Source organism: Photorhabdus sp. RM96S (assembly GCF_042879335.1).
In the GTDB taxonomy this organism is placed as follows: Bacteria; Pseudomonadota; Gammaproteobacteria; order Enterobacterales; family Enterobacteriaceae; genus Photorhabdus; species Photorhabdus kayaii.
The window spans coordinates 12,686-26,681 of sequence record NZ_JBHFKT010000011.1 but is presented as its reverse complement, the minus strand read 5'-3'; the positions used below and the strand labels follow the sequence as shown (position 1 = coordinate 26,681).

At 42.7% G+C, this 13,996-nt stretch carries 13 protein-coding genes and 4 tRNA genes; 15 read left to right on the top strand and 2 right to left on the bottom strand.

Annotated features, from left to right (window positions below; genetic code table 11):
- The first annotated feature begins 32 nt into the window (after positions 1-32).
- The 9 genes from ACGF49_RS08765 to luxS all read left to right on the top strand — a co-directional run bounded on the left by ACGF49_RS08765 (position 33) and on the right by luxS (position 6,722).
- Positions 33-161: a hypothetical protein gene (locus ACGF49_RS08765; protein ID WP_271859024.1), complete on the top strand. Its 129-nt coding sequence runs from the start codon at positions 33-35 to the stop codon at positions 159-161.
- Between the two features lie 190 nt (positions 162-351).
- Entirely contained in the window at positions 352-2,982 is a 2,631-nt protein-coding gene (alaS, locus tag ACGF49_RS08760; RefSeq protein WP_113043894.1) for an alanine--tRNA ligase, read from the top strand.
- Positions 2,983-3,228: 246 nt separating this feature from the next.
- A complete protein-coding gene (gene csrA / locus ACGF49_RS08755; protein ID WP_002209449.1) occupies positions 3,229-3,414 on the top strand; it encodes a carbon storage regulator CsrA in 186 nt (61 codons plus the stop codon).
- Between the two features lie 385 nt (positions 3,415-3,799).
- A tRNA-Ser gene (locus tag ACGF49_RS08750) sits at positions 3,800-3,892 on the top strand.
- 10 nt (positions 3,893-3,902) lie between these two features.
- Positions 3,903-3,979 (top strand) — tRNA-Arg (locus ACGF49_RS08745).
- A gap of 87 nt (positions 3,980-4,066) precedes the next feature.
- Positions 4,067-4,143, top strand: a tRNA-Arg gene (locus ACGF49_RS08740).
- A gap of 86 nt (positions 4,144-4,229) precedes the next feature.
- Positions 4,230-4,306: transfer RNA gene (locus tag ACGF49_RS08735), tRNA-Arg, on the top strand.
- Positions 4,307-4,487: 181 nt separating this feature from the next.
- Positions 4,488-6,056, top strand: a complete 1,569-nt coding sequence (gene gshA / locus ACGF49_RS08730) for a glutamate--cysteine ligase (RefSeq protein WP_113043895.1) — start codon at positions 4,488-4,490, stop codon at positions 6,054-6,056.
- 150 nt (positions 6,057-6,206) lie between these two features.
- On the top strand, positions 6,207-6,722 hold the full coding sequence (gene luxS, locus ACGF49_RS08725; protein ID WP_036814109.1) for an S-ribosylhomocysteine lyase: 516 nt from the start codon (positions 6,207-6,209) through the stop codon (positions 6,720-6,722).
- A gap of 100 nt (positions 6,723-6,822) precedes the next feature.
- Here luxS and ACGF49_RS08720 read toward each other — a convergent pair whose 3' ends face one another.
- Together ACGF49_RS08720 and ACGF49_RS08715 are read right to left on the bottom strand one after the other, a co-directional pair.
- A complete protein-coding gene (locus tag ACGF49_RS08720) occupies positions 6,823-8,115 on the bottom strand; it encodes an HlyC/CorC family transporter (protein WP_349010824.1) in 1,293 nt (430 codons plus the stop codon).
- A gap of 39 nt (positions 8,116-8,154) precedes the next feature.
- A complete protein-coding gene (locus ACGF49_RS08715; RefSeq protein WP_113043896.1) occupies positions 8,155-8,946 on the bottom strand; it encodes an inner membrane protein YpjD in 792 nt (263 codons plus the stop codon).
- A 184-nt stretch (positions 8,947-9,130) separates the two neighbouring features.
- On the opposite strand from ACGF49_RS08715, the gene ffh reads away from it, so the two are divergent.
- From ffh to ACGF49_RS08685, 6 genes are all read left to right on the top strand, one after another.
- The gene (gene ffh / locus ACGF49_RS08710) at positions 9,131-10,492 is read left to right on the top strand and encodes a signal recognition particle protein (RefSeq protein WP_113043897.1); all 1,362 of its coding nucleotides are present in this window, start codon (positions 9,131-9,133) and stop codon (positions 10,490-10,492) included.
- Between the two features lie 136 nt (positions 10,493-10,628).
- Entirely contained in the window at positions 10,629-10,877 is a 249-nt protein-coding gene (gene rpsP, locus ACGF49_RS08705; RefSeq protein ID WP_015835325.1) for a 30S ribosomal protein S16, read from the top strand.
- An 18-nt stretch (positions 10,878-10,895) separates the two neighbouring features.
- Positions 10,896-11,444, top strand: a complete 549-nt coding sequence (gene rimM / locus ACGF49_RS08700; protein ID WP_387490582.1) for a ribosome maturation factor RimM — start codon at positions 10,896-10,898, stop codon at positions 11,442-11,444.
- A 39-nt stretch (positions 11,445-11,483) separates the two neighbouring features.
- Positions 11,484-12,236 (top strand): tRNA (guanosine(37)-N1)-methyltransferase TrmD, encoded by a 753-nt coding sequence (gene trmD, locus ACGF49_RS08695; protein ID WP_011145583.1) that lies wholly within the window; start codon positions 11,484-11,486, stop codon positions 12,234-12,236.
- Positions 12,237-12,300: 64 nt separating this feature from the next.
- On the top strand, positions 12,301-12,654 hold the full coding sequence (gene rplS / locus ACGF49_RS08690; protein ID WP_112878363.1) for a 50S ribosomal protein L19: 354 nt from the start codon (positions 12,301-12,303) through the stop codon (positions 12,652-12,654).
- A gap of 215 nt (positions 12,655-12,869) precedes the next feature.
- Positions 12,870-13,676, top strand: a complete 807-nt coding sequence (locus ACGF49_RS08685) for an alpha/beta fold hydrolase (RefSeq protein WP_113043898.1) — start codon at positions 12,870-12,872, stop codon at positions 13,674-13,676.
- Positions 13,677-13,996 lie beyond the last annotated feature (320 nt).

Genomic DNA, 13,996 nt, shown 5'->3' with positions numbered 1-13,996 from the left:
TATATGGGATTTTATACCTTATGGATTTCAAGATGCATCGCGACGGCAAGGGGGTGAGAGAGTGCAGCCAACAAAGAGGCAACTTGAAAGATAACGGGTATATACCCTATGGATTTCAAGATGCATCGCGGCGGCAAGGGAGCGAATCCCCGGGAGCATAGATAACTATGTGACCGGGGTGAGAGAGTGCAGCCAACAAAGAGGCAACTTGAAAGATGACGGGTATACTTCTAATAGAAGAACTTTTATCTTATCCCCACTTTGTTTATTCGTGAGTTGAAAATAGGTGATGGAATATCCCACCTAACCAATTCATAAATCTGTTTTTTCCAGCTTGATTTTGGGACAATTATGAGCAAAAGCACCGCTGAGATCCGTCAAGCGTTTCTCGACTTTTTTCATACTAAAGGGCATCAAGTCGTACCAAGTAGTTCTTTGGTGCCAAATAATGACCCAACACTGCTGTTTACCAACGCAGGGATGAACCAGTTTAAGGATGTCTTTCTTGGACAGGACAAAAGATCTTACTCCCGAGCAACAACTGCTCAGCGCTGTGTTCGTGCTGGTGGTAAACATAATGATTTAGAAAATGTAGGTTATACCGCACGCCATCATACTTTCTTTGAGATGCTGGGTAATTTTAGTTTTGGCGACTATTTCAAACATGATGCTATTAGTTATGCTTGGGAACTTCTGACGGGTAAAGATTGGTTTAATTTGCCTAAAGAAAAATTATGGGTGACTGTCTATCAGACAGATAATGAAGCCTATGATATCTGGAAGAATGAAGTCGGAATACCAGCAGAAAGAATTATCCGCATTGGTGATAACAAAGGTGCACCTTATGCATCGGATAACTTCTGGCAAATGGGTGATACTGGTCCTTGTGGCCCTTGCACTGAAATTTTTTATGATCATGGTGAGCATATCTGGGGTGGGCCGCCAGGAAGCCCGGAGGAAGATGGTGACAGATATATTGAAATCTGGAATATCGTCTTTATGCAGTTCAATCGTCATGCCGATGGCACGATGGAGCCGTTGCCAAAACCATCCGTAGATACGGGGATGGGGCTGGAGCGTATCACTGCTGTATTGCAGCACGTCAATTCTAATTATGAGATTGATCTGTTCCGTGATTTGATTACAGTTGTTGCTAATGTCACTGGTGCTACAGATGATCTGAGTAATAAATCTCTGCGGGTTATTGCTGATCACATTCGTTCATGTGCATTTTTGATTTGTGATGGTGTTGTTCCTTCTAATGAAAACCGTGGTTATGTTCTGCGTCGTATTATCCGCCGAGCTATCCGTCACGGTAACATGTTGGGGGCTAAAGATACCTTCTTCTATAAACTGGTTGCGCCATTGCTAGAAGTGATGGGCGCGGCGGGAGAAGAGCTTAAACGCCAGCAAGCAGTTGTTGAGCAGATCTTGAAAACAGAAGAAGAGCAGTTTGCTCGTACGCTGGAACGTGGTCTTCAATTATTAGACGATGAACTCGCAAAACTGTCCGGTGATATTCTGGATGGCGAAACGGCTTTCCGTTTGTATGATACCTATGGTTTCCCTGTGGATTTAACCGCTGATGTTTGCCGTGAGCGTAATATTAGCGTTGATGAAGCGGGATTTGCAGTGGCAATGGAAAATCAGCGTCGTCGAGCCCGTGAATCAAGTGGTTTCGGTACTAATTATAATGAATTGATCAAAGTTGATGAACGCAGCGATTTCTCTGGTTACGATCATAACGAACAGCAGGCAACAGTAACTGCTATCTTCCGTAATGGTGAATCAGTGAATCAAATTCAAGCAGGTGAAGAAGCGATTGTTATACTGGATAAGACCGCTTTTTATGCTGAATCCGGTGGACAAGTTGGTGACTCGGGTATTCTGAGTAATACCAATTGTGCTTTTTGTGTTATTGATACACAAAAATATGGTCAGGCTATTGGTCATATTGGTAAGCTTGAAAAAGGTATCTTAAGTGTAAACCATAACATCAATGCGGTTATTGATATTGAACGTCGTGATGCCATTCGTTTGAATCACTCAGCAACCCATCTGTTACATGCTGCATTACGTCAAATTTTGGGTGAGCACGTATCACAGAAAGGCTCTCTGGTTAACGATAAATACCTTCGCTTTGATTTTTCTCACTTTGAAGCGATGAAACCAGAACAGATCCGTCAGGTTGAAGATTTGGTTAATGCCGAAGTTCGTCAAAATTCACCTGTTGTTACTGAATTGATGGATCTGGAAACAGCAAAAGCTAAAGGTGCAATGGCACTGTTTGGTGAAAAATACGAAGAGCAAGTCCGTGTACTGTCAATGGGGGATTTTTCCACTGAATTATGTGGAGGGACTCACGCAAATCGTACCGGCGATATTGGCTTGTTCCGTATTATTGCTGAATCTGGAACGGCTGCGGGTATCCGTAGGATCGAAGCAATTACAGGTAAAAAAGCGTTGGAATCTGTACATCAACAGGTTGATTTACTTCAGGATATTGCTCAATTGGTGAAAAGTGATATTCATAGCCTGAGTGAAAAAGTGCGGGTGACACTGGATAGAACCAAAGCGTTGGAAAAAGAGCTTCAACAGCTTAAAGATCAACAGGCTGCACAAGAGAGCTCTTCTTTAGCAAGCAAAGCGAAAGAAGTGAAGGGTGTGAAGTTGTTGGTCAGTCAGTTAAGCAATACAGAGCCTAAGATGTTGAGAACGATGGTTGATGATCTGAAAAATCAACTAGGTTCAGCAATTATTGTGCTTTCCGCTATAAGTGATGATAAAGTCAGCTTAATTGTTGGGGTCACAAAGGATCTGACGGCTCAAATAAAAGCAGGTGAGTTAATTTCTTCTGTAGCTCAGCAAATCGGTGGTAAAGGCGGTGGTCGCCCTGATATGGCCCAAGCAGGTGGTTCTGATATTGAAGCGTTACCTTCTGCTTTGGATAGCGTGGAAGAGTGGGTAGTATCGCGGCTATAAGCGGTATTACCTGAGTTTAGAGGGCACCATAGAGCTGTTTTTATGGTGCCTTGAAATCTTGTTGTGAAATTGTTAAAAGGTTAAGCGCATATTTATTTATTTTGGCTAAACTATATAGATAGGAAATGCGCTTAAAATTGCTTATACTTTAAGCATATACCATTGTTTTACGTTTTCACGGTGTTTGATGGATAATAGCGGGGAAACCGAAAGACCCGACTCTTTTAAATTTTCAAGGAGCAAAGAATGCTTATTCTGACTCGTCGAGTTGGTGAAACGCTCATGATAGGCGATGAGGTAACAGTTACAGTACTAGGGGTTAAAGGTAACCAAGTTCGTATTGGTGTAAATGCCCCTAAAGAAGTTTCTGTTCACCGTGAAGAAATTTATCAGCGGATTCAGGCCGAAAAATCTCAGCCAACAACTTATTGACTCTAAGTTGGCGTCCTATTTCTGTCGAACCGGGCGCCATTTTTGAGGAATCTCACCTCTGTTGGTATTTTTTGTCGTGCTAATTTCTTAAACTCTTGTCTATTTTCCCATCTTTTTTGTTTTTCTATCGTAAGAACAGAGTGTTCCTACCATGTTATTGTGGCGAATAATGATTTGCATGCACTTTAATTGAAGGTGTAATAGTTTGCTGCTGATAAAGTACACTTTTTGGTTTCAAACTACACATCTTGTGTGTGAAGTGTTCAAACAAACACAGGTTTAGAAAAATTGTTTGACTTATAAGTCTGGGAAAGTAATATGTGCGCCACGCAGTGACGAGGAGCTTAAACGAAAGTTCTGAGTCGCGATTCGAAAGAAAGCGTACGGTGAGATGGCCGAGAGGCTGAAGGCGCTCCCCTGCTAAGGGAGTATGCGGTCAAAAGCTGCATCGAGGGTTCGAATCCCTCTCTCACCGCCATTTAAACCACGCATCCATAGCTCAGCTGGATAGAGTACTCGGCTACGAACCGAGCGGTCGGAGGTTCGAATCCTTCTGGATGCGCCATATTTAACCTTAAGATGAAGTCATCTGAGGTGCTATTTAGGTAATCGAAGCAACTACTGCCTTTTGCCCGAGTGAAAAACTGAACACGCATCCATAGCTCAGCTGGATAGAGTACTCGGCTACGAACCGAGCGGTCGGAGGTTCGAATCCTTCTGGATGCGCCAATTTAACCTTGAGATGAAACCATCCGAGGCAGCATTTAGGTAATCGAAGCAACTGCTATCTTTTACCAGAGTAAAAAACTGAACATGCATCCATAGCTCAGCTGGATAGAGTACTCGGCTACGAACCGAGCGGTCGGAGGTTCGAATCCTTCTGGATGCGCCATACCAAGCCCTGCTTAAACAGCAGGGCTTTTTCTTTTCTACCCTGTATTGCCGGTAACCAACCTGCCCTCGGTATGACGCTGAAATATTTTTGCTTATCTATCTAATCAGCGACAATTTGGCTTGTTTAAGATAAAGTAAACCCTTATAAAAATTCTTCTAAAACACTACGGGAGGTCGAATTGATCCCGGACGTATCAAAGGCTCTATCATGGCTAGAGGCGCATCCGACAATTTTAAAGGGAATTCGTCGCGGTGTTGAACGTGAAACATTGCGTATCACTTCAGATGGTAGTTTAGCCATAACAGAACATCCTAAAACACTTGGTGCAGCGCTTACGCATAAATGGATTACTACTGATTTTGCTGAGTCATTGTTGGAATTCATAACACCAGTTGGTGATGATATAAAATATACGATTTCTTTTCTTGGCGATATTCATCGTCACACGGCGCGTGTGCTGGACAAAGAAAAAATGTGGCCATTAAGTATGCCATGCTTTATTGATGCGGAAGAGAACATCACTTTGGCTCAATATGGTGCATCGAATGTTGGTCGCTATAAGACCTTATACCGTGAAGGTCTGAAAAATCGTTATGGCGCGTTGATGCAGACCATATCCGGGGTTCATTATAATTTTTCATTGCCAATTGAGTTTTGGCGTGCCTGGGCTGGTGTTGAAGATGCAGAGAGTGGTAAAGAACAGATCTCTAATGGTTATTTCCGCTTGATCCGTAACTATTATCGCTTTGGATGGGTGATCCCATATTTGTTTGGTGCTTCTCCGGCAATTTGTTCCTCGTTCTTACGTGGAAGAGAGACTTCTTTTCTTTTTGAACGGACAGAAGATGGAACTTGTTATCTGCCTTATGCGACTTCACTAAGAATGAGTAATTTGGGGTACACCAATAAATCACAGAGCGATCTGAATATTACGTTTAATAACCTACATACTTATATTGAAGGGCTGAAAAAAGCGATTCACAAGCCATCTGACGAGTTTGCTAAGTTGGGCACTAAGCAAGGTGATAAATATATTCAGCTCAATACCAACGTCTTACAAATTGAAAATGAATTGTATGCGCCAATCCGACCTAAGCGTGTCACTAGAGGGAATGAATCGCCTTCTGATGCTTTGTTGCGTGGGGGCGTGGAATATATCGAAGTTCGTTCATTGGATATTAATCCATTTGCTGCGATTGGTGTCAATGAGACACAAATTCGTTTTCTTGACCTATTCTTAATATGGTGTGTGCTTGCCGAAGCGCCGGAAATGGGCAGTGATGAATTAGAGTGTTGCCGTAAGAATTGGGATAGAGTGATCCTTGAAGGGCGTAAACCAGAGCAAAAGATTGGCTTGGGTTGTGGAAGTGTGGAAGAACCGCTAGTAAAAGTTGGCAAAAAGTTATTTAGTGACTTGAAACGGGTTGCCGCAATATTGGATAGTTGTTCTGGCACACAGTATCAAAAGGTTTGCGAAGAATTAATTGCTATGTTTGATGATTCATCACTGACTTTATCGGCCCGTGTGCTGGAAAAAGTGAAGAGCCAGGGCATTGGTGGTTTTGGACTGGAACTAGCAGATGAATACCGCCAGCAACTGATCAATGAGAAATATGAGGTTATTAGCGACGAGCAGTTCGCTATAGAACGCAGGGCCTCCGTAGAGCGACAAGACGCATTGGAACGTGAGGATACGATGAGTTTTGATGAGTATCTGAAACATCTGAAACAACAAATAGGATACTAGAAAAAAATGGCCACAAGTAAAAGTGGCCAAATGGGATTTTCTAGAGAATAGGGATAATAATTACGCGTCTTTCATTCTTTACGACCGGTGGCAGATGAAAAAGTTTCATTTGCTTGAAGAAAAATCTGAATTTTTTGTGGAGATAAAGAAATGCCTTTACTGGATAGTTTTACTGTTGACCATACTCGTATGAATGCGCCAGCCGTAAGAGTTGCTAAGACTATGAAAACGCCTCATGGCGACACCATCACAGTTTTTGACTTACGTTTCTGTATACCCAATAAACAGGTTATGCCTGAAAAGGGTATTCATACACTTGAGCATTTGTTCGCTGGTTTTATGCGCAATCACCTCAATGGTGAGGGTGTTGAAATTATTGATATATCGCCAATGGGATGTCGAACAGGTTTTTATATGAGCTTGATTGGCGCCCCGGCGGAAATACGCGTTGCAGACGCATGGAAAGCGGCTATGGCTGATGTCTTGAAAGTGAAAGATCAGAGCCAGATCCCAGAACTAAATATTTATCAATGTGGTACTTATCACATGCATTCACTGACAGAAGCTCAGGATATTGCCCGTCATATTCTTGATTCAGACGTCCTCGTTAATAAGAATGACGAGTTGGCATTGCCAGAAGAAAAACTGACCGAATTGAAAGTGTAGTTCCATAGCAGTGATAATATTTCGGGTTCCTGAGATGAAGTATTAACAGGAATTTGCCGTTGGAGGTGTGCCTCCAGCGGCGTCAATTTTCCGTCTCGATTTAAAGGGCTTGTGCTTTTTGCTCAGGAAATTGGCTAATGGGAGTGACTCGAACTTGTTTAATGACATTATCGTTGACTGAAAGTACTTCAAAATTATATTTGCCGATTTGCACTTGTACATTAAGTGCGGGTATTTCTCCTAATTCTTCAAGCACCATACCATTAACCGTTCGTGGCCCATCAACAGGCAATGCCCAGTTAAAGGCTTTATTTAATTCGCGGATATTGGCGGTCCCGTCAATCAAAATAGTCCCATCGCTTTGTGGTGAAACTTCTTCTGCCAGAGAAGGAGACATTGATGTGGTAAAATCACCGACAATCTCTTCGAGAATATCTTCAACAGTGACCAGACCTTGAATATCACCGTATTCATCAACGATGAGCCCGGCTTTCTCCTTATTACGTTGGAAATTGACTAACTGGATATTAAGTGGTGTGCTGACGGGGACATAATAGATTTTATCTGCTGCTTTAATCAGGTTTCTTTTGGTGAACTCTTTTTTTTCTGTCATCAGTCGGTAAGCTTCACGCACACGAAGCATGCCAATAGCATCATCAAGTGAATCACGGTAAAGCACGATCCGACCATGAGGTGAATGAGTTAATTGCCGTATGATGGATTTCCAGTCATCATTAATATCAATGCCAATAATTTCATTACGGGGAACCATAATGTCGCCGATTGTGACTTTTTCCAGATCTAAAATTGAAGTTAGCATAGCCTGATTTTGCTGTGATAGCTTGGCATTTGATTCATTCACAATAGTGCGAAGTTCATCTTTACTCATTGCGTGACTAGAGCCAGTAGGTTGTTTGATACCAAGGCAACGCATTAACAATAAAGTAATTTTATTTAGCACCCAGACCAACGGCAGCATGATTTTCTGTAACGGGCGGAGCAAAAAACTACTCGGAAAAGCGACTCTTTCAGGATAGAGGGCGGCTATCGTTTTTGGCATAACTTCAGAAAATATCAGTACGATAAACGTCAGAATACCGGTTGCAATAGCGACTCCGGCATCACCGTAAAGACGCATACCAATGATAGTAGCGAGTGCTGAAGCAAGAATATTAACCAGATTATTGCCGATGAGAATCAGACTGATGAGCTGCTCAGGATGACGAAGTAATGCTTCAACTCTGCGGGCAGAGTGGTTCCCTTGCTTTGCCAGATGACGTAAGCGATAACGATTCATTGTCATCATACCAGTCTCGGAGGCGGAGAAATAAGCTGAGACAATGACCATGATGATTAAAATAATCAGTAATGTGCTTGTTGAGACATGCTCCAAAACAGAATTCCTTCCAAGTATTGATTGAACATCATACTCCTAGTAAATCATGATTTCCTGCAATAATCGATTACCGAAATAGGCGAGTGTCAGGGTAAATGCGCCGATCAGGTTAAACCAGATAACGCGTTTACCGCGCCATCCATCATGGTAGTGACCCCATAATAAAACAATGTAAACAAACCATGCGATAATAGACAAAATTGCTTTATGGATGTTTTCGCTACTGAAAATATTATCCATGTAGAGGATGCCGGTGCAGAGCGTCAACGTTAGCAATATTACGCCAAGCTGAGTGATATGAAACATTTTGCGTTCAATGAACATTAATGGGGGCATATCTGGCGTAAAAGTGAGTTTTTTATTTTTAAGCTGATGATCCAACCACCCAAGCTGTAATGCATATAATGCCGCGATAAGTAAAGTCGCATAACCAAGAAGTGCCAACCCAATATGGATAGATAATTCAAAGCTCGCCTCTAGATGGGTAATGAATTCACCTGGCATAAGACTCGCTAAAACCAAATTTATCATGGAAAAACTGTAAACAATGGGTAGCAGGAACCAAGCACGGCCGTGAGAAGCGACAATTGTCATTATGATACAAGTAAGTAAACTGACGATAGAACCAAGGTTTAGGAGGGTGAGGTTTTGCCCGCTGCTGACGTGGAATATCTGGTGTTTAAGTGCAATAGCATGACAAATTAAAGCGACAATCGAGGAAAGTAATGCCAGCCTGCGGTATCCTTTCGGTTGCCGCAGCAAGCCGGGAATAATCAGTACCAGGCTGAATAAATAAGCGAATGAAGAAATTATAGAAAATACTGGCATAGCATTAGTCGTTTTAGCGATAGTTTTAGGGTGAATTAAAGCTTAAGTATACCGCCAGCAAGGATAGCCTCCAACCGTTGTTAATCATCGGTGTGAATCTCTGTGCAGAGATCCCTTTCCATCGTGTTATAATTTGCGGAATATGCCTTACAGGTAGCCCATTTTTAAAAATTGAGCAGAGACAATGTTTGATAATTTAACCGACAGACTATCGCGCACATTGCGCAATATCAGTGGCCGTGGGCGACTGACCGAAGATAATATTAAAGAGACACTGCGCGAAGTTCGCATGGCTTTACTTGAAGCTGACGTCGCATTACCTGTAGTGCGTGATTTTATTTCATGTGTTAAAGAGCGCGCGGTAGGCCACGAGGTTAATAAAAGCCTGACTCCCGGCCAAGAGTTTGTCAAAATTGTTCAGAATGAACTTGTTAAGGCGATGGGGGAAGTTAACAGTGAACTGAATCTTTCTACTCAGCCGCCTGCTGTCGTATTAATGGCGGGTCTACAAGGTGCAGGTAAAACGACCAGCGTTGCCAAGCTAGGTAGCTTTCTGAAAGGAAAACAGAAGAAAAAAGTTTTGGTGGTATCTGCTGACGTCTATCGTCCAGCGGCTATCAAACAGCTTGAAACCTTGGCGCAGGCAGTTGGTATTGATTTCTACCCTTCTGATGCTCAGGAAAAACCCGTTGATATCGTGACTCAAGCGGTACAGCACGCCAAATTGAAATTCTATGATGTGCTTTTGGTGGATACTGCGGGTCGTCTACATGTTGACGAAGCAATGATGGATGAAATCAAACAGGTTCATAAAGCCATCAATCCAGTAGAAACCCTATTTGTTGTTGATGCAATGACGGGGCAGGATGCGGCTAATACCGCGAAAGCTTTCAATGAAGCATTGCCACTGACGGGTATAGTGTTAACGAAAGTCGATGGTGATGCCCGTGGCGGTGCAGCGCTATCTATTCGTCATATTACTGGGAAGCCGATTAAATTCCTGGGTGTTGGTGAAAAAACGGATGCGTTGGAGCCATTCCATCCGGATCGTATTGCCTCTCGAATCCTTGGAATGGGCGATGTTCTGTCCCTGATTGAAGAGATTGAAAGTAAAGTCGATCGCACCCAGGCTGAAAAGCTGGCTTCTAAACTGAAGAAAGGTGACGGCTTCGATTTAAATGATTTTCTAGATCAGTTAAAGCAGATGCGTAACATGGGGGGAATGGCCAGCATGTTAAGCAAAATGCCGGGGATGTCTCAAGTGCCAGATGCAGTGAAATCCCAGATGGATGATAAAATTCTGGTGAAAATGGAAGCTATTATCAATTCTATGACGCGTAAAGAGCGACAAAAACCAGAAATAATCAAAGGTTCTCGTAAACGTCGTATTGCTAATGGTTCTGGCACTCAGGTCCAAGATGTTAACCGCTTGCTTAAACAATTCGACGAAATGCAGCGCATGATGAAAAAAATGAAGAAAGGCGGCTTGGCAAAAATGATGCGTGGCATGAAAGGCATGATGCCACCCGGATTTATGGGCCGTTAATCGATAAAGTCTCGAAGAATATCCACTTTGGATTGCTTTTTGCGCCAAAGTGAGTAAACTTTTCGGGCTTTTTATCTGATAACCGGACTTCGTTCCTCGATGAAGTCTGGTTGTTTTGTTAACTAATGAGGATGTTATGGTAACAATTCGTTTAGCTCGTGGCGGCGCCAAAAAGCGTCCGTTTTACCAAGTAGTCGTGACCGATAGCCGCAGCCCGCGTGATGGTCGCTTTATCGAGCGCGTTGGCTTCTTCAACCCTATTGCAACAGGGAAAGCAGAAGTATTGCGTTTAGATCTGGACCGTATTGAACATTGGATTGGTCTGGGTGCAACTGTGTCTGATCGTGTTTCTACACTGATCAAAGACGCTAAAAAAGCAGCTTAATCTGTCGCGGTGGTAACTATGAGCAAGCAAACCTGTTTTGAACCGCCTGTAAACCCAATTGTATTGGGAAAATTAGGTTCAACTTATGGTATTCGTGGTTGGCTCAGAGTTTTTTCTTCCACCGAACATGCCGAAGACATTTTTGCGTATCAACCGTGGTTTATTCAACGGGCAGGCCGGTGGCAACACATCGAACTAGAAACCTGGAAACACCACAATCAGGATATGATCATCAAAATTAAAGGTATTGATGATCTGGATGCTGCGAATTTACTGACTAATTGCGAAATTATTGTAGATTCAGAACAACTGCCAGAGCTGGATACGGGTGATTACTACTGGAAAGACTTAATAGGCTGCCAGGTAATCAGCACAGCAGGTTATAACTTGGGGACTGTCAATGACATGATGGAAACCGGTTCTAACGACGTAATGGTAATTAAAGCAAACCTGAAAGATGCATTCGGTATCAAGGAACGGCTAATTCCGTTTCTTGATGGGCAGGTTATCAAGAAAGTCGATCTCGCTACTAAAACCATTGAAGTAGATTGGGATCCTGGTTTTTAAACTCCGGTTATAAGCGGTTGAAATGAGTGGGACGCGATAATGTGGATTGGGGTTATTAGCCTGTTTCCTGAAATGTTCCGCGCAATAACCGATTATGGGGTAACTGGCCGGGCAGTGAAAAATGGCCTGTTAAGTATTGAATGCTGGAATCCACGGGATTTTACCTATGACCGGCATCGTACCGTTGACGATCGACCTTATGGCGGTGGTCCAGGCATGTTGATGATGGTTCAGCCTTTACGGGAAGCCATTCATGCAGCAAAAACTGCGGCAGGCGAAGGTGCAAAAGTGATTTATCTTTCACCTCAGGGACGCAAACTCAACCAACAAGGGGTTTGTGAGCTGGCAACAAATGAAAAACTGATTTTGATTTGTGGCCGCTATGAAGGGATAGATGAGCGAGTGATCCAAACCGAGATTGACGAAGAGTGGTCTATTGGTGATTACGTGCTCAGCGGTGGTGAAATCCCTGCAATGACGATGATTGACTCAGTTTCTCGGTTCATTCCGGGCGTTCTGGGGCATCAGGCATCAGCGGAGGAGGACTCTTTTGCTGATGGATTGCTGGATTGTCCGCACTATACTCGCCCGGAGGTATTAGATGGTATGGAAGTTCCACCAGTGTTGCTGTCTGGAAATCATGCTGAAATTAATCGCTGGCGGATGAAACAATCGCTTGGCCGGACCTGGCTTAGAAGACCTGAACTTCTGGAAAACCTAGCTCTGACTGACGAGCAAAGGATATTGCTAACAGAGTTCCAACGGGAACATCTAACTGAAGCAACTAATTAATCCAGACATATCCCCGAAGGGAATGTCTCTGATATATCAGTTTACCTAGGGTAAGAGAATTATTATGAGCAACATTATTAAACAACTTGAACAAGAGCAGATGAAGCAGGACGTACCTTCATTCCGTCCGGGTGACACCGTGGAAGTTAAGGTATGGGTCGTAGAAGGTGCTAAGAAACGTCTGCAGGCATTCGAGGGCGTGGTTATCGCTATCCGTAACCGCGGTCTGCACTCTGCATTCACTGTTCGCAAAGTTTCTAACGGCGAAGGTGTTGAGCGTGTATTCCAGACTCACTCCCCAGTCGTAGACAGCATTAGCGTTAAACGTCGTGGTGCTGTTCGTAGAGCTAAATTGTACTATCTGCGTGAGCGTTCTGGTAAAGCTGCTCGTATTAAAGAGCGTCTGAACAGTAAATAATACGCTTTCGTTACATCCGAAAGTTATCATTAAAGAGGTCAGCCATTGCTGGCCTCTTTTTTTATCCTCAACTTAAAACCGCATTTTGCGGACGTGGTCATCAATTTGGTTTTGGCTCTCCTGTATTTTTAATTATTGTAATGAAAAGTCAGGCTGAATACGGGCGGGTTTTTAGAATAATTTTAAACATGATTAACTGATTATAAGGATTTGTTTTGAAAACTTTTCAAATACATAACAAAACGATGGCTTACCGAGATGAAGGTGAAGGTTTCCCGTTATTACTTGGGCATAGCTATTTGTTTGATTCTACTATGTGGGAGCCTCAGATCGAGGTCTTAAGTAAAAAATACCGGGTGATTGCTCCTGATCTCTGGGGGCATGGAAACTCGGGAGAGCTACCGGAACAACATAGCACTTTGGCTGATTTAGCTCGGGATTACCTGGCGTTGATGGATCAACTTGGTATTAAAGAATTCGCTATCATTGGTTTATCTGCTGGTGGTATGTGGGGAATTGAGTTGGTGGCTATGGCGCCGGACAGAGTTAAAGCACTGGTTTTGATGGATACCTTTGTCGGATTAGAACCTGAAGTGACTCATACAAAATACTTTGCCATGTTGGATGCGATAGAGCAGGTTGGTGCAATTCCTCAATCTATTTTGCAACAGCAGATAGTGCCAGCCTTCTTTAGCCAGCAACCGGCTCAGCATTTGGTTGATGAATTAACTCAGCGTCTGGTAGCCATTCCTGCGGAAATATTGCGTAATAGTATTATTCCGTTAGGTAGAATAATATTTGGGCGTGAAGATAGAATGCATTTGTTGGAAAAACTGGATATTCCCTCGCTTGTTATGACTGGCGAACAAGATACGCCCCGCCCGCCTCTGGAGGGTTATTTGATGGCTGAAATATTGCACTGTGATCATATTATTATCCAGGATGCAGGGCATATTTCCACATTGGAGCAACCCTATAAAGTTAATCAGGAATTAATTGCTTTTTTACAGCAAGCTTTGTAACAGATATTTTAATAAAGAGGCCGGATTTCCCGGCCTCAGACTGCTGGTATTAGTGTATTGAATTTAAAAGCGTGATCTAAATTTTTTATCTCAATATAACCTACATCATGATCTGATGGCACAGATTCTTTTCATAACAAGTGTTAAGTAATTATTCTACAGTGAGCTGTAGTCATATTATTATTTTCTTAATAAATTAATGAAAAAGCGAGTTGGGCATAGCTTAATATTTTATGGGTGCTATTTGGTAACTTGACGCCTTTTTCATTTATTGTAAATAATATTTTACAGTGTTTTGGTTTTGTTTACACTTTTGGATT